13 protein-coding genes and 1 tRNA gene are annotated in these 15,855 nt (G+C 38.4%); 6 read left to right on the top strand and 8 right to left on the bottom strand.

Annotated features, from left to right (window positions below):
• Nucleotides 1–262: 262 nt before the first annotated feature.
• From rnd to dxs, 5 genes are all read left to right on the top strand, one after another.
• Nucleotides 263–1,381, top strand: coding sequence for a ribonuclease D (rnd, locus tag V6256_RS06505; protein ID WP_341597266.1), 1,119 nt, complete (start codon nucleotides 263–265; stop codon nucleotides 1,379–1,381).
• 59 nt (nucleotides 1,382–1,440) lie between these two features.
• A complete protein-coding gene (locus V6256_RS06510) occupies nucleotides 1,441–2,811 on the top strand; it encodes an AmpG family muropeptide MFS transporter (protein WP_341597267.1) in 1,371 nt (456 codons plus the stop codon).
• A 229-nt stretch (nucleotides 2,812–3,040) separates the two neighbouring features.
• Nucleotides 3,041–3,274 carry an exodeoxyribonuclease VII small subunit gene (gene xseB / locus V6256_RS06515; protein ID WP_341597268.1) on the top strand — a complete coding sequence of 78 codons (234 nt, stop codon included), beginning with the start codon at nucleotides 3,041–3,043 and terminating at the stop codon, nucleotides 3,272–3,274.
• 34 nt (nucleotides 3,275–3,308) lie between these two features.
• Complete coding sequence (gene ispA / locus V6256_RS06520; RefSeq protein WP_341597269.1) at nucleotides 3,309–4,199, top strand: (2E,6E)-farnesyl diphosphate synthase; 891 nt, start codon at nucleotides 3,309–3,311, stop codon at nucleotides 4,197–4,199.
• A 2-nt stretch (nucleotides 4,200–4,201) separates the two neighbouring features.
• A complete protein-coding gene (gene dxs, locus V6256_RS06525) occupies nucleotides 4,202–6,067 on the top strand; it encodes a 1-deoxy-D-xylulose-5-phosphate synthase (protein ID WP_341597270.1) in 1,866 nt (621 codons plus the stop codon).
• Nucleotides 6,068–6,178: 111 nt separating this feature from the next.
• Here dxs and V6256_RS06530 read toward each other — a convergent pair whose 3' ends face one another.
• From V6256_RS06530 to V6256_RS06550, 5 genes are all read right to left on the bottom strand, one after another.
• The gene (locus V6256_RS06530; RefSeq protein ID WP_341597271.1) at nucleotides 6,179–7,699 is read right to left on the bottom strand and encodes an ABC transporter substrate-binding protein; all 1,521 of its coding nucleotides are present in this window, start codon (nucleotides 7,697–7,699) and stop codon (nucleotides 6,179–6,181) included.
• A complete protein-coding gene (locus V6256_RS06535) occupies nucleotides 7,699–8,223 on the bottom strand; it encodes a phosphatidylglycerophosphatase A family protein (protein WP_341597272.1) in 525 nt (174 codons plus the stop codon). The genes V6256_RS06530 and V6256_RS06535 overlap by 1 nt, the downstream gene beginning before the upstream one ends.
• A gap of 3 nt (nucleotides 8,224–8,226) precedes the next feature.
• Nucleotides 8,227–9,231 carry a thiamine-phosphate kinase gene (thiL, locus tag V6256_RS06540; RefSeq protein ID WP_341597273.1) on the bottom strand — a complete coding sequence of 335 codons (1,005 nt, stop codon included), beginning with the start codon at nucleotides 9,229–9,231 and terminating at the stop codon, nucleotides 8,227–8,229.
• A complete protein-coding gene (gene rluF, locus V6256_RS06545; RefSeq protein ID WP_341597274.1) occupies nucleotides 9,228–10,199 on the bottom strand; it encodes a 23S rRNA pseudouridine(2604) synthase RluF in 972 nt (323 codons plus the stop codon). Before rluF ends, thiL begins: the two co-directional genes overlap by 4 nt.
• 255 nt (nucleotides 10,200–10,454) lie before the next feature.
• Nucleotides 10,455–10,540 (bottom strand) — tRNA-Leu (locus V6256_RS06550).
• A 283-nt stretch (nucleotides 10,541–10,823) separates the two neighbouring features.
• Between V6256_RS06550 and V6256_RS06555 the strand changes: the two genes are divergently transcribed.
• Nucleotides 10,824–12,590 (top strand): choice-of-anchor I family protein, encoded by a 1,767-nt coding sequence (locus V6256_RS06555; protein WP_341597275.1) that lies wholly within the window; start codon nucleotides 10,824–10,826, stop codon nucleotides 12,588–12,590.
• 74 nt (nucleotides 12,591–12,664) lie between these two features.
• Here the strand turns inward: V6256_RS06555 and tesB are convergent, their stop codons facing one another.
• From tesB to thrB, 3 genes are read right to left on the bottom strand one after another with little or no spacing between them, the layout of a single operon-like run.
• Nucleotides 12,665–13,564 (bottom strand): acyl-CoA thioesterase II, encoded by a 900-nt coding sequence (gene tesB, locus V6256_RS06560; protein ID WP_341597276.1) that lies wholly within the window; start codon nucleotides 13,562–13,564, stop codon nucleotides 12,665–12,667.
• Nucleotides 13,565–13,624: 60 nt separating this feature from the next.
• Entirely contained in the window at nucleotides 13,625–14,902 is a 1,278-nt protein-coding gene (gene thrC / locus V6256_RS06565) for a threonine synthase (protein WP_341597277.1), read from the bottom strand.
• Nucleotides 14,899–15,855, bottom strand: coding sequence for a homoserine kinase (thrB, locus tag V6256_RS06570; protein WP_341597278.1), 957 nt, complete (start codon nucleotides 15,853–15,855; stop codon nucleotides 14,899–14,901). Before thrB ends, thrC begins: the two co-directional genes overlap by 4 nt.

Here is a 15,855-nt window from a genome sequence, read left to right on the forward strand (position 1 = left end):
TGAACACGTATATTTAATGCGAATGATTATCAACAAGCAGAACGCGGCGGATTTGTAAAGCACTATTCTAATAGATCCACAACAATCCTACAATATGAGTACCTAAATTAGTGCAATAAGATTAAATATTTATGCAATTACGCACCATTTTTATGCACTTTTACAAACGCTTGTAGTGACAGATAATCAATATTTAAATAGAAAAAATGTAACAGATTCCGTAATATACGGAATAATTAAATTAGATTTAGGCCTACTGTTGATGCAATTTGAAATCATCTCTACCCAAACGCAACTTTCTGAATATGTTGCCACTCTAGATAACTCCCCTATTTCTTTAGATACTGAGTTTGTACGAACGCGCACTTTTTATGCGAATTTAGGTCTATTGCAAGTTTCACAAAATGAAAGAATTGTCTTAATCGATCCTATTTTAATTGGCGATATAAGCGCCTTTTGGAAAGCCATTGATGCAAAACAGTGCATTTTACATGCAAGCAGTGAAGACTTAGAGATTATCAAGCATCACAAGGGCGATCTAAATATTACATTATTTGATACTCAAGTTGCCTGTGCCTTTTTGAACCAAGGGGCATCTTTAGGTTATGCAAAAATGGTTGAGTCAATCGATGGTACCCTCCTCAACAAAGGTGAGTCTCGTACCGATTGGTGTGCACGACCTTTAACCGATAAACAACAACTCTATGCAGCAGCTGACGTTTTGTATTTACAGCCATGTTTAGAAGCGTTACAAGCTAAACTTGCAGAAAAGAATATGGTGGCGTTTTTCGAACAAGAATGCCAAATGATTCTTGATGCTAAAATGAAACCCGTTAATCCAGAAAAAGCGTATAAATCCTTAGACAATCTTTCTAAATTAGATAGACAAGGGTTAGCAACCATTAAAGCCTTAGCAAAATGGCGACTAGAGACAGCCATGGCCAGAAATTTAGCGCTTAATTTTGTGGTAAAAGCAGATCATTTGTGGTTATTAGCCCATTATCGCCCTTCAAGTTATAACGACCTAAAGCGTTTACATTTAGCGCCAAGTGAAATTCGCATCCATGGTGAAGCAGTTTTATCAATTATCGCCAAGGTTGCTGAGCAAGACCCAGAAAGCTTTCCACCATTGATTGTGCGATTAATCGATTTCCCTGACTATAAGAAAGTATTAAAAGCGATACGAGATAAAATTAAAGTCTGCGCCGATAAATACGAGCTACCTGTTGAGCTGATTGCATCCAAACGTGTCATTAATGAATACTTAAGCTGGTGTTGGAAGCTTGACTCGCAACAACGTTCATTGGTAGATAAACCAAAATTGCTGACGGGCTGGCGATTTGAATTAGTTGGTCAACACTTAAACTACCAAAACCAATAAGCACTGTGCTCCTGCACTGTCTTTTTGAGTAACAAATTAACACCTATTGGATCACTAATATGCAAGTTGAAACAGTAACAGCCACTAAAAAACAAAGCTGGCTAGAGAGTAGTAAAATCTACTTACATAAACGTGTCGCGATCTTGTTCTTTTTTGGCTTTTCTGCGGGTTTACCTATTTTATTAGTGTTCTCAACACTGTCATTTTGGCTAAGAGAATCTGGTGTCAGCCGTGCAAGTATTGGTTTTTTTAGCTGGATAGCACTAGCCTATGCATTCAAATGGATGTGGTCACCTTTTGTTGACCGGTTATCAATTCCTTTATTAACTCGATGGCTTGGGCGAAGACGTTCCTGGCTGTTGCTTTCTCAAGCATCAATCACACTTGCCTTAATTGGAATGGCGACTAGCGATCCACAACAAAACTTGGCTTTATTTGCGATTTTTGCATTAGTGGTGGCGTACAGTTCGGCCACTCAAGATATTGTAATAGATGCTTATCGTATCGAGTCTGCTCCTGAGAAGTTTCAAGCGGCAATGGCTGCTGCTTATATGACAGGATATCGATTAGCGATGATTATGGCGGGTGCAGGCTCATTAGCTATTGCAGCTTGGGCAAGTGAAACAGATGCCTACCAATTATCTGCTTGGTCCACGGCCTATTACGCGATGGCTGCCTGCATGGGTGTTGGTATCATAACGACCTTTATTGCCAAAGAGCCTGATTATCAAGACACACAAAAACAACAGCTCGATAAAGTATCTAATCAATTAAATAAAGCACAAGTTCCTGTTGGTTTAGCGCGCTTTATCGCTTGGTTAAATACAGCCATTGTCTCTCCTTTTGCCGATTTCTTTAAGCGCTATGGCAAACATGCCATTTTAATTCTTGCATTAATAGGCAGTTACCGTATTTCTGATATTGTCATGGGTATTATGGCTAACCCATTTTATTCTGATATGGGTTACACCAAGGGGGAAGTGGCAGCGATATCTAAAGTCTTCGGTGTTATCATGACCTTAGTTGGTGCAGGGTTAGGCGGTATCTTATTAAATCGCTTCAGTACTTACAGCATATTATTCTTGGGTGCTTTTTTAGTGGTACTCACTAACCTTATTTTTGCTGTACTGGCATTTGTTGGAAAAGATTTAACCTTATTGGCCGTGATCATCTCTATGGATAATATAAGTGCTGGCATCGCAACCACCGCCTTTATCACCTATATTTCTAAACTAACGAATATCGAGTTTTCAGCAACTCAATATGCATTATTTAGCTCAATGATGTTATTATTTCCTAAGTTTATTGCTGGCTTCTCGGGAGTTTACGTTGACAGTTTTGGCTACGTTAACTTCTTCGTGGCGTCAGCTTTAATAGGCGTACCGGTATTAGGGTTAATTATGGTATTAAAAAAAGTGATCAAAACTTAATATAACTAAGTCTAGCATTGCATTAAATTTTAAATAAAATGCAACCCAGTATTAACATCGCTGTATGGCTAACCATTATGCAATTTAGTACTACTTTTATCGCTTAAATAAATATTGGCGGTCAATTAAAGTGCAACAGCTTCACTATTTAACAATAATGTTTATTGCTTCATTTGACATATTAAGCAGTAACGGTAACCTTGCACAAAACATAGAATAGAGATAACTCATGGCCTTAAAAAAACCAGAAAACATGCAATACGAAGAAGCCATTTCAGAGCTTGAAAAGATTGTTCAAGATTTAGAAGTCGGTGATTTACCACTTGAAGATGCATTAAAACAATTTGAACGTGGTATTGCTTTAGCGCGCAGCAACAGTCAAAAGCTACAAAGTGCACAGCAACAAGTTAGCATTTTAATGCAAAATGACACACAAGCACCCTTACAAAGTTTTGACGAATAAAGATTTTTTACCCTAACCAACATTAAGTAAATAAATGACTCAATTAGCTTCCACTATGCAGCAATACCAAGTTCGAGTAAATGAGCAACTTGAACAGTACATATCCTACCAAGGCCCTGTTTCAGCAACATTAAATGAAGCAATGGCTTATGGTGCATTATTAGGTGGAAAACGCATTAGGCCTTTTTTAGTATATGCCGTAGGGGAAATGCTTGGCAGTAAACTGAAAACATTAGACCCTATTGCATCGGCAATTGAATGCGTTCATGCATACTCGCTAATACATGATGATTTACCAGCGATGGACGATGATGCGTTACGCCGTGGTAATGCGACTTGTCACATCAAATATGATGATGCAACGGCAATTCTAGCTGGCGATGCATTACAAACATTGGCATTTGATATCCTGTCTCGTGAGATAACAGACCTCACCACAAGCTCGCAACTAAAAATGTTAAATATTCTTGCCAAAGCATCGGGTGAAAAAGGTATGTGTGCCGGTCAAATGTTAGATTTAGCTGCTGAAAATACGGCAATCTCATTAGTTGATCTAGAAACAATACACAATTCAAAAACCGGAGCATTAATTATCGCAGCAGTGCAAATGGGTGCCCTCAGTAAAACTAATATCGATCCAACAGAGTTTTCATTATTAACTAAATTTGCTACTGCGATTGGTTTAGCATTTCAGGTCCAAGATGATATTTTAGATGTCATTGGTGACACACAAACGTTAGGTAAGCCTCAGGGTTCAGATCAATGTTTACAAAAATCAACTTACCCGGCTTTATTAGGATTAGAACAAGCGCAACAAAAAGCACAAGACTTATATCAAGAAGCGATTAATGCGCTAGCACAATTACCTTATGAGACTCAATTACTCGAGTCATTTTCTCAATACATTATTAATCGTGACAAATAAATATGCCATTGGACTTAACTAATTACCCCCTACTTGCAAATATCAACTACCCGGAAGACTTGCGCCTTTTAAAAAAATCGCAGCTACCTGCATTTTGTGATGAATTGCGTCAATTCCTACTGACTAGTGTTAGTCAAACAAGTGGCCACCTTGCGTCTGGTTTAGGGGTCGTCGAGCTGACTGTTGCGCTACATTATGTCTACCACACCCCTTTTGACCATTTAATATGGGATGTAGGCCATCAAGCTTACCCTCATAAAATATTAACCGGTCGTCGAGACCAAATGGCAAGTATTAGACAATTTAAAGGCCTTCACCCTTTCCCTTGGAGAGAAGAAAGCGAATATGATGTATTAAGTGTTGGTCACTCTTCTACTTCTATCGGTGCAGCTTTAGGGATGGCGATAGCAGCAGAGAAAGAACAGAAAGGCCGTAAAGTTGTCTCAGTAATTGGCGATGGTGCGATTACCGCAGGAATGGCTTTTGAAGCATTAAATCATGCAGGCTCGTTACGCAATGATATGTTAGTTATTTTGAATGACAACGAAATGTCTATCTCTGAAAACGTTGGCGCACTCACCAATCACTTAGCTAAAGTCTTATCTGGTGATTTGTATACCCAGCTACGCGAAGGCAGTAAGAAGATCTTATCAAATATTCCACCGATCAAAGATCTCGCGAGAAAAACAGAAGAACATTTAAAAGGCATGGTATCCCCTGCCACTATTTTTGAAGAATTTGGTTTCAATTATATCGGCCCAATGGACGGACATAATGTTATCGATTTAGTTGATACATTACGTAATATGCGCTCTCACTCAGGTCCACAATTTTTACATGTAATGACTAAAAAAGGTAAAGGGTATAAACAAGCTGAGCTTGACCCAATTACTTACCATGCAGTGCCAAAATTCACGCCGGATGAAGCACTGCCAACGCCTAAACCAAGTGCGCCGACCTTCTCTAAAATTTTTGGTCAATGGTTAAATGATATGGCGGATGTTGATCCGAAACTAACAGCCATTACACCGGCTATGCGTGAAGGCTCAGGTATGGTTGCCTTTTCAAAACGTCATCCAGATAAATATTATGATGTGGCGATTGCAGAGCAACATGCGGTAACCTTAGCTGCAGGTATGGCCATTGCAGATTTAAACCCGATTGTGGCTATTTATTCTAGCTTTTTACAACGTGCTTATGACCAACTTATCCATGATGTTGCTATTCAAAATCTAGGAGTTTTATTCGCAATTGACCGTGCTGGTATTGTTGGTGCTGATGGGCCCACTCATCAGGGCGCCTACGATTTAAGCTTTTTACGTTGTGTACCTAATATGACGGTAATGGCCCCTTCTGATGAAGTCGAGTGTCGTAATATGTTATATACAGGACACCTACTAAATACTCCTGCTGCGGTACGCTACCCTAGAGGCAGTGGTTCAGGTATTGCCGTTGAAAGCAAGATGACAGCCCTAGAAGTCGGTAAAGCGAAAGTAGTATTAGAAGGCGAAAAAACAGCTATCTTATGTTTTGGTACCTTATTGCAAGCCGCTATTCCTGCCGCTAAAGCATTGAATGCAACCTTAGTTGATATGCGTTTCGTGAAACCATTAGACCAAGCGTTATTAACTAGCCTCGCAAAAACACATGACTATATAGTGACGATTGAAGAAAACAGCATAGTGGGCGGCGCAGGCTCTGGAGTGAATGAGTTTTTAGCAACTCAAGCTTATCAAGGTCAGCTGTTAAACTTAGGCTTACCTGATAACTTTGTCGAGCAAGGAACGCAGCCAGAAGTCTATCATATGCTGAAGCTTGATAGTCAAGGCATTGAAGAACAAGTAAGCAGCTTTATTAACAAGGCTTAAAATCGTCCCTCAGCGCGCAGTACAATTAACATGTCAGCGTTTGGACTTTACTTGTAGTTATAAGAAAGTAGAAATAATCGAAGGGTTTATCGGCCCTTCGATATTCAATCATTACCCCGCTTCCTCAAAGCCCACGGTTTTAAATAATGACCAATACGGAATATCATTGCTGGAAAAAATATCTGCTAAATTAAAGGCGCGACTTTGTGCCCAAATATCATCTTGATAAAACATTGGGATCACCCAGTTGTTTTGTTGTAAAAACTCAAAGGCTTTCGACTGAGAATCAAAGTGGTCATTCGCTGCTTGAGGTAAAGACTTATTATTCAAATAAGTAGCGAGCGTGCTATTTTTGAATAACGCCTCATCTACATTATAAACATCCATTAAATGTGTTCGCCAACTAGATAGGGTCAAATCGTAACCTTCAAGAGTTGTATTCCAAATATCAAGTGAGTCTGTCTCATTAAAAACAACTTCAATGTCGACCATTTTTAACATTTTACTTAATGCGACTGCTATTTTATGGTTATACCCAGCCTCATCAGCCAACACCAATAAAGTTAACTGTTTAGGTAAATTTAATTTGTTTAGCAATGCTTTAGATTTAGTTAAATCATATTCGGGCATGGTTTGATTTTTTGCATCACGGGCATTTTTGACTGGCATGCTCACCGATGACACTTGACCATTGTTTTTTAATACATACTTAAGTATTCCTGGCTGATTAATGGCAAGATGCAATGCTTCACGGGCTTTATTATTTTGTAATACAGGTGATTTATTATCATTGATAGTTAAAAAGATAATATTTGAAGAGGACACTTTCACTAAATTTTTTAAAGTATTGTCAGTAAACTCCACAGCCTCTTTATTAGGCACACCATAACTAACTTGTACATCATCGGCCAACAATGCAAATAACCGAGATTGCGGCTCATCGACCTTCATAAATCGAATATATTTTATCTGTGGTTTTTCTGCCCAATACTGTTCATTTTTAGAGACAACTAAACCTAGCATCTCATTATATTGTTGAATCAGATAAGGCCCCGTCCCTGATAAAGGTAGGTTTTTATCAGTGTATGGTGGGAGAATGATCGAAGGAGCAAGCGTTAACAGGTTAGTATTTTCACTATAATAAGCTGAATCAAGCACAAATAAGTGTGTTAAATAGTCTAGGAGCTGATGGTCATTATAAGGTGATCTAATATCAAAGCTATTATCATCATTGACCTTAAAATCATCAATGTTAGCCAAGAAATACATACTAGGCTCTTTCACCGCTTGCTCGAAAGACCATTTAACATCTTTTGCCGTTAACAAATTACCTGAATGAAAATGGATATTCTCATGTAAATTAAAACGTACGGTTTGACTATCCAATCGTTTCCAACTTTTAACTAATCTAGGCTCTATTGTTTTTTTACTACCCCATCGAAATAAAGGATCAAACACTAAATGTTTAAATTGTTCATCCATTAATGAAGGGGCACTAAAGGGATTAAATGACAAAGGTATTTTATCGATTGCCACCGTAATAGATTTATCATCAAAGCTACTGTCAGCCTGAACTAAATAGCTCATAGAAGAAAAAAAGCAAAGCAGAAGTAAGCGATGAAGTAACATCATTATCCCCAATATTGAATCGCAAAATAAAGTGCAATGGCAGAGAACACACCTGCGAGGATATCATCAATCATGATCCCAAAACCACCACCCACTTTTTTATCTAGCCAACTAATTGGGAAAGGTTTTAACACATCAAAGAAACGAAATAATATAAAACCAACAACCACCCATTTTAATGGAATATCAAGCGTGCTTTGTATATCTGGATAAAGCATTAATGCAGGTAACATGGTTATCCAAAAACCAACAAACTCATCCCATACAATTGCTTTATGATCGTGAACGCCCATTGCAGCACTAGCCACACCACAGATCCAAAAACCCAGTAGACTTGTTACAACCAACATAACAAGATAACTTTCAATATTTAACATGGCCAATATATAAAAGAAGGGAATAGCCGCAAATGTACCAAAGGTACCAGGTGCTTTAGGCGCAAGGCCACTACCGAAACCAACAGCCGCTAAGTGCGCCAAATTTGAGAGTTTTAAACCATTTAAATCATCACGATTTAACATCTTCATACCTTATTTAAAATGATCCCAGCCAGTCTTTTTAAGAGTGACAGGTTGTTGCAAGTGAGTGAAACCTAAACGCTCACCAGTTAAAGGAGAGTTATTTGGATCCAATATAACGCCTATTTCAAAGCAATTGAGTGACAAGCCTTGTTCAGATAAACGCATTCTTAGGGAAGCAAGTTTATGCTTGGAAATAGTGAATAGTAATTCATAGTCATCCCCTCCTGTCACTGCATATTGCCAAGCTTCAGACAAGGATAAATGACCTGAATCGATTTCAGTTAAGATAGCTTCTGATAAAGGCAGATGCTCTAAATGAAGCTGGGCATGGCGATCAGACTTTTTCAGAATATGCATCAAGTCTTGACTTAATCCATCAGAAAGATCAATACAGCTCGATGCGTGGTCAATAAGTTGTTGACCTAATGTTAAGCGAGGCTCTGTTAATTCCAATGCATCAATAAAAGGTTGTTGATCAGCAACAATCTTAGTATCAGATAACTTCGCTGCTAAGCCAAGCGCACCATCACCTAAGTAGCCACTCACACAAATTACATCATCTACTTGAGCGTGACTTCTTGTTAATGCTTGACCTGTAGGTACGATGCCTTTTGCTGAGACGGTAATAGATAAAGGTCCTTTTGTGGTGTCGCCACCAACTAACTGCACCTGATACTTATCAGCTAACTCAAAAAAGCCACGGCAAAATTCAGCTAACCAAGGTTCATTAACATCAGGAAGAGTAATCGCTAGTGAAGCCCACTTCGCCGTTGCTCCCATTGCTGCTAAGTCACTTAAATTAACTGCTAATGCTTTATAACCTAAGCGATAAGGATCAACATCCTCAAAAAAGTGCACGCCACTCACTAAAGTATCAGTGGTCACTGCAAGTTGATGCCCAGCAGGAATATCTAAAATGGCACAGTCATCCCCAATACCAATGACAACCCCACTTTCAAGACCATTTAAACGCTTGAAGTAGCGGTCAATAATATCGAATTCACCTTCACTCATTTTCTTTTTAACGACAATTTAGGCTTATGAGAAGGATTATTGTTAGTACTTGCTTTCTTAGCATTTTTATTAACAAATACTTTTTTAGGTGTTGCCCCAGAACGCGTATTTTTAGCGTGATAACGATTATTATCAGATGTGTTACCTTGACGAGATAATTTATCAGAATTACTCTGGCTCACTTGTTGTCTGGTTGCCGCACCCTGTGTCTTAGGTAAAGCCGTATTAACCGCAGTTTTCGAAGAACCTGCTACAGCGCTATTAATCTCATCCATCTCTTGCTTCGATAAATTACGCCACTGCCCTGCTTTTAGATTATTAAGTGTAACATTCATAATACGTGTACGTTGTAAACGCGTTACTTCATAACCTAAATACTCACACATGCGACGAATTTGACGATTTAAGCCCTGTGTTAAGATAATGGTAAATACAAATCGACTTTCAACTTTAACAATACAAGGTTTAGTAATGGTATCTAAAATCGGAACACCACGTTGCATACGGTCAACAAAGCGTTCACTTAATGGCTGATCAACGGTTACACGATACTCTTTATCATGAGCATTTTCAGCACGTAAGATCTTATTAACGATATCGCCATCACTGGTTAAGAAAATAAGTCCTTCAGAGGGTTTATCTAAGCGGCCAATAGGAAAAATACGTTCTTTATGCTTGATTGCATCAATAATATTGCCATAAACATTACGTTCAGTCGTACAGGTAATTCCTACAGGCTTATTATAAGCAATATAAATGCGGTCAGATTTATTAACGGCAACTTGATTAATACGCTTTCCATCAACAAATACCTCATCTCCAGGCTGTACTTTAGTTCCTAGCTCTGGTACTTTTCCGTTAATCTTAACGCGGCTTTGTTCGATTAATTTATCCGCTTCACGTCGAGAGCAATACCCCGAGTCACTTATAAATTTATTTAAACGTTTTTCGATATCTTGACTCACCATTACCTCAATATTTTTAGCCTCTGTATAAGCGCTGTATTAAAGCATAATCAAGAAATTAACGGAAATAAAATGAACGAATACAGGGTTATAAGCCAGCGATTAACTGCTAATGGAATTTTTACAGGGAGAAATGATTAAATGAACTTAGTTATTGGGATCCACTTTAACAACAAACAATGAAAGATAAGTAATTAACTTGTAGTTAAATTTTAGATAAAAAAAAAGCTTCGCAAATGCGAAGCTTTTTCTCGAAATTGGTGCCCGGAGCCAGACTTGAACTGGCACGCCTATTAAGCGACGGATTTTAAATCCGTTGTGTCTACCGATTTCACCACCCGGGCGATTGCTTTAAAGTGTTCTTAAGCAAGTGAGGCGTATTATAGAGAAATTAATTGTAACCACAACCCCTAAAAGACAATAAAATCAAAATATTGAACTGTTTGATTGTTATTTCAACACATTGATATTAAACAACCTATTTTTGTATAAAAAACATGCTTAACTACCAATAACTGCAATATAATTTTCATTATAAATAGTATTAATATGTTTGTTTTAATATAAATGTCACAATTTCAAAGTAAAAGTATCGCCTCTTTAATAAAATTAAATGGAAGATTAACAATGAAGCTCAATTTACTGACTCGTATCATTATCTCATCTACCCTATTCGGCTCTTTAGCAACTTATGCACAAACTGATACTCCAAGCATTCAACTCGTAGAGGCTGGTCGATACCAATCCAATGTATTTGACCAAAGCGCAGCAGAAATTGTTACTTTCGATAAAATCACTAAACATACTTTTGTCGTCAATGCTCAGTCAGGAAAGATTGATGTCATTAATAGCCTTGATATTGATAAGCCAACATTACTCGATAGTTTAAATATCAAAGAAGATATCAAAAAACATTTAAATAAAGCAGCCGGTGCCGCGAACAGTGTTGATGTTTATAACGGCTTATTAGCAGTAGCCATTGAAGCACAAACAAAAACCGATAACGGCTGGGTGGCATTTTATAATACCAAAGATTTGAGTTTTGTATCTGCTTACGAGCTGGGTGCTTTACCTGATATGTTAACCTTTACTGCAAATGGTAAGCAATTAGTCGTCGCACTGGAAGGTGAACCAAGTGTTGGTAACTATCAAGTTGATCCTGAAGGTGAAGTGGCAGTAATCGATATTGATTGGAAAAATGAGAACCTGAATGCAACTGTTACCCGCTTAGACTTCACTGACTTTAACAAAACAGGAAAGCGTTATACCGAACTGCCAAAAGGTTTAATGCTAAATGGTTATAATGCAACTGTATCGCAGGATCTAGAGCCTGAATATATTGCGATTAATCACGATAATAGCAAAGCATTTGTTTCACTACAGGAAAATAATGCCATTGCCATTATTGATTTAACAACAAAAAGAATTGAACGTATCGTTGCACTTGGCCTTAAAGACCACATGCAAAAAGGCAATGAAATAGACGGCAATGATAAAGACAAGCAAGCTTTATTAACAAACCAGCCTTTTCTCGGTGTTTATCAACCTGACTCAATAGCAAGTGTAGACATTAATGGTATTGATTACTTGGTGACTGCTAATGAAGGTGACGATCGCAGTGATTGGGTCGCCGAATTATCTCAAGCGGAATGTGAACAAGGCCATTTTTATTACAACCTAGAAGATCAAGAATGTGCTGATGACTTGAAATTAAAAGATGCCTTGGATGATAAGGTCTACTCCCCTGACACCAAGAGTGCAAAATTAGATTTATCGCACTTTGATAAAGGTGGTAATTTATCTGCAACGGTCAATAGAATGAACTTCTCACACTCACTGACAAGTCAGTACGGTGATCTAGATAATGATGGAAAAGTTGATCGCTTACTTACTTTTGGCGGTCGCTCTTTTTCTATTTGGGATATTAATAATGCAACGATGATCTTTGATTCAGGCAGTGACTTTGAGCGTATTACAGCAGAAAAATACGGTAAAAACTTCAATCAAAGTCATAATAAGTTAAAAGCAGAAAACCGTAGTGCCAAAAAAGGCCCTGAGCCAGAAGCACTAACCACAGGTGTGATTGATGGTAGAACCTATGCCTTTATTGGTTTAGAGCGAATCGGCGGCATTATGGTTTACGACATCAGTGAGCCTAGTAAAGCACAATTTGTACAATACCTAAATTCGCGAGATATGTCTGTTGACCCAAGTGATAATAAACAGAAGAATGCCCAAGGGGTTACCACTTATCAAATAGATGCTGGTGATTTAGGACCTGAAGGATTTAAATTTATTGATGGAAAAGCAAGCCCGACAGGAGCACCAATCCTGGTGGTAGGTAATGAAGTGAGTGGTACAACACGCTATTACCGCATACAAACCAATAAGTAACAGTTAAAAAAAAGGGTAATAAAACAAACTTGTTTTATTACCCTTCAATACACAACATTAATAATCGAACGAGGTTATTTTGTTGCACTCTCAGATTCAGCAGTAGGTTTAGGCTTACGACGCATACGAATTAACCCTTCTTGGACAGAGGTAGCGACTAACTTACCATCGCGTGTAAAAAACTGTCCTTTTACTAAGCCACGACCATCAGAAGCCACAGAGCTCACCACAGAATACAGTAACCAATCATCTAATCTAAAGTCATGATGAAACCACATAGAGTGATCAATGGTAACTACTTGCATTCCTTCAGTGAAAAACGATACCCCGTGAGGTTGTAATGCGGTCGGTAAAAAATTAAAGTCTGACGCGTAAGCTAATAAATAGCGATGAACACGTAGATCATCTGGCATACGTCCATTTGCTTTAAACCAAACCTGCCGTGTTGCCGGCTCAATTTCAGGCTCAACAGGGTTAATTAACGTTACTGGTCGCATTTCAATAGGTTTTTCGGCAATCAATTTCTCACGAATATTTTCAGGTAAAATATCCGAATGTAATAAAGCCATTTCCTGCTCAGAAATAAGATCTTCAGGAGCAGGAACTTCTGGCATTTCATCTTGATGCTCAAAGCCTTTTTCAGGTGCTTTAAAAGAAGCCGTCATATAGAAAATAGGCTTACCATTTTGTACCGCTTTAATGCGTCGAGCAGACAGAGATTTACCATCCCTTATACGCTCAACATCATAAATAATCGGCCGGTCAGTATCACCTGGTCGTAAGAAGTAGGAGTGAAAAGAGTGAACTTGTTGAACAGGTTTCACCGTTTCTTTTGCAGCTGAAATAGCCTGCCCCATCACTTGTCCACCAAAAACCGCACCAAAACCTAAATCTTGGCTCTGTCCTCTAAACAAGTTTTCTTCTAACTTCTCTAAGCTGAGTTGATCTAATAGATCATTTAATACCTTGCCCATTTTTACTCCCAAAAAAAGGCGTTTATCACGCCTTTATTTTACGCCATAAAAACATAACGTTTAAAGCGCCATTAATAACTCACGTACTTTAGCAAAATCAACAGGAAATTCTTTTGACAGAAGTGGTAAATCTGCACGAGAAGCCAGTGCTTCAGGAATAAAGATGTCACGTCCTAAAATTTCTTCAACGCTTTCTTTAAATTTAGCAGGATGTGCAGTACATAAGAACAAACCAGTTTCATCTTCTTGAAGCTGCGCAGTTAATTCATGGAATGCAATCGCACCGTGTGGCTCACACTCATATCCAAGTTTATCCATTTCAAGCAATGTTTTCTTAGTCTCATCATCAGAAAGCTTACCGTAACCTAGTTCAGCTAAAGACCAGCCTTTCACTTTGAATAACTCTTCAATACGTGGCCAGTTATTTGGTGCACTAACATCCATTGCATTAGACAATGTTGCAACCGTCTTCTTCGGTGCCCATGTGCCCTCTTTCAAGTAACGTGGTACGGTATCATTTTCATTTGTTGCAGCAATAAAGCGTTTAATTGGTAAACCTAACGCTTTCGCTAGTAAACCTGCTGTTAAATCACCAAAGTTACCACTTGGTACAGATACCACTAGGTTTTCACGTTGTTTCGCATCTAATTGAGCAAAAGCTTCAAAGTAGTAACAAATTTGCGCTAATAAACGGCTAATATTAATTGAGTTAGCCGAGTTTAAGCCAACGGCTTGTTTCAACTCTTGATCATCAAAGGCTTGTTTAACCATCGCCTGACAATCATCAAAATCACCTTCAATAGCAACCGTAGAAATGTTACCGCCTAATGTACAAAACAGTTTTTCCTGTAATGGGCTGATTTTTCCTTTTGGATAAAGGATAACCACATTGATGTTTTCCATGCCATAGAAAGCATGTGCAACAGCAGCACCAGTATCGCCAGAAGTTGCCGTTAGAATGGTGATTTTTCCATCGTCTTTAAATGATGCTAAACACTGCGCCATAAAACGACCACCAAAGTCTTTAAACGCAAGCGTTGGACCATGGAATAACTCTAATGCATTAATATTATCAGTTACTTTTTTTACTGGTGCAGGGAAAGTAAACGCGTTTGCAACAATACTGTGTACTGTTTCTTTGCTTAGTTCATCACCAATTAAGTGTGATAGCACTTCAGTTGAACGATCCACTAGATTCATTTTTAATAATGCATCTATATTGTCCAGTGGAGCAATAGTATCAGGAAAGAATAAGCCTTGGCCGCGTCCTAATCCTTGTTTAACAGCTTGTTGAAAGCTGACTTGTTCACTATTGTCTTTGATGTTGTATAAATTCATAACTCTTTTCCTAACACGCGCGCACCTTGTTCATCAAGGTGGCAAATATGACAAAAACCATCTTCATTTTGAAGGAAGTTTTCTGTTAACCAATTTTTTAATAACTCTGCTTGTGATAAGTCCGTCATAACAGCAAATACTGTAGGACCTGATCCAGATATTCCCATTGCTAATGCGCCGCTTTGTTTAGCAAATACACGCGCTTCTTCAAATCCAGGAATTAATTGAGAACGGTATGGTTCAGCAATTACATCATTCAGCATTGAAGCAGCCAATGCAGGTTGCTCACTATGACACGCATGCACAAATGCACCTAAACGGCGTCCATAGGTTAATGCATCAGCTAAGCGATATTGTGAAGGTAAAATATCACGCGCTGCAGAAGTTGATATGGTAATACCAGGATAAGCGACTACCCAGTACCATTCTTTAAAAGAAGGGATAGTTTGACTTATTTCCCCACCTTCATTGATCATTAGTTGCATGCCACCTAAGTAACAAGGTGCAACATTATCATAATGCACACTACCACTAATTTTGCCTTCCATATCACCCATTAACGATAGCATAACGTGCTCGTCTAAAAGGTAATCATGCCAAGCGTTTAAAGCTTCTAAAGCGGCAACAATTGAGCTAGAGCTAGACCCTAACCCACTACCGACCGGTAAATTTTTCTCTAGCGTCATTGATACCGGTAAAATTTCTTTATTTAATTTAGCAATGGCTGCTTGATATGCTAAATAACAGTCATAAACAATATTGCTTTTAACGTCTGTTGGCAATTTATGTGAATACGGGCCTACACATTGTAATGAAAAACCGTAATCGCCTTTGGTGATTTGTACTCTATCACCTAATGGCGAGCCGTCGATAGGCGTTAATGCACCGCCAAGTACATCAAAGCCAACACTCACATTTGCCGTCGAGGCTGGAGCATACACAACAATAGACAT

Source organism: Psychromonas aquatilis (assembly GCF_038155185.1).
Taxonomy (GTDB): Bacteria; Pseudomonadota; Gammaproteobacteria; order Enterobacterales; family Psychromonadaceae; genus Psychromonas; species Psychromonas aquatilis.

Bases quoted from the DNA above. Each gene is read 5' to 3' on its own strand.
- rnd (WP_341597266.1), top strand. From the start codon at position 263: ATGCAATTTGAAATCATCTCTACCCAAACGCAACTTTCTGAATATGTT.
- V6256_RS06510 (WP_341597267.1), top strand. From the start codon at position 1,441: ATGCAAGTTGAAACAGTAACAGCCACTAAAAAACAAAGCTGGCTAGAG.
- xseB (WP_341597268.1), top strand. From the start codon at position 3,041: ATGGCCTTAAAAAAACCAGAAAACATGCAATACGAAGAAGCCATTTCA.
- ispA (WP_341597269.1), top strand. From the start codon at position 3,309: ATGACTCAATTAGCTTCCACTATGCAGCAATACCAAGTTCGAGTAAAT.
- dxs (WP_341597270.1), top strand. From the start codon at position 4,202: ATGCCATTGGACTTAACTAATTACCCCCTACTTGCAAATATCAACTAC.
- V6256_RS06530 (WP_341597271.1), bottom strand. From the start codon at position 7,699: ATGATGTTACTTCATCGCTTACTTCTGCTTTGCTTTTTTTCTTCTATG.
- V6256_RS06535 (WP_341597272.1), bottom strand. From the start codon at position 8,223: ATGAAGATGTTAAATCGTGATGATTTAAATGGTTTAAAACTCTCAAAT.
- thiL (WP_341597273.1), bottom strand. From the start codon at position 9,231: ATGAGTGAAGGTGAATTCGATATTATTGACCGCTACTTCAAGCGTTTA.
- rluF (WP_341597274.1), bottom strand. From the start codon at position 10,199: ATGGTGAGTCAAGATATCGAAAAACGTTTAAATAAATTTATAAGTGAC.
- V6256_RS06555 (WP_341597275.1), top strand. From the start codon at position 10,824: ATGAAGCTCAATTTACTGACTCGTATCATTATCTCATCTACCCTATTC.
- tesB (WP_341597276.1), bottom strand. From the start codon at position 13,564: ATGGGCAAGGTATTAAATGATCTATTAGATCAACTCAGCTTAGAGAAG.
- thrC (WP_341597277.1), bottom strand. From the start codon at position 14,902: ATGAATTTATACAACATCAAAGACAATAGTGAACAAGTCAGCTTTCAA.
- thrB (WP_341597278.1), bottom strand. From the start codon at position 15,855: ATGTCTATTGTTGTGTATGCTCCAGCCTCGACGGCAAATGTGAGTGTT.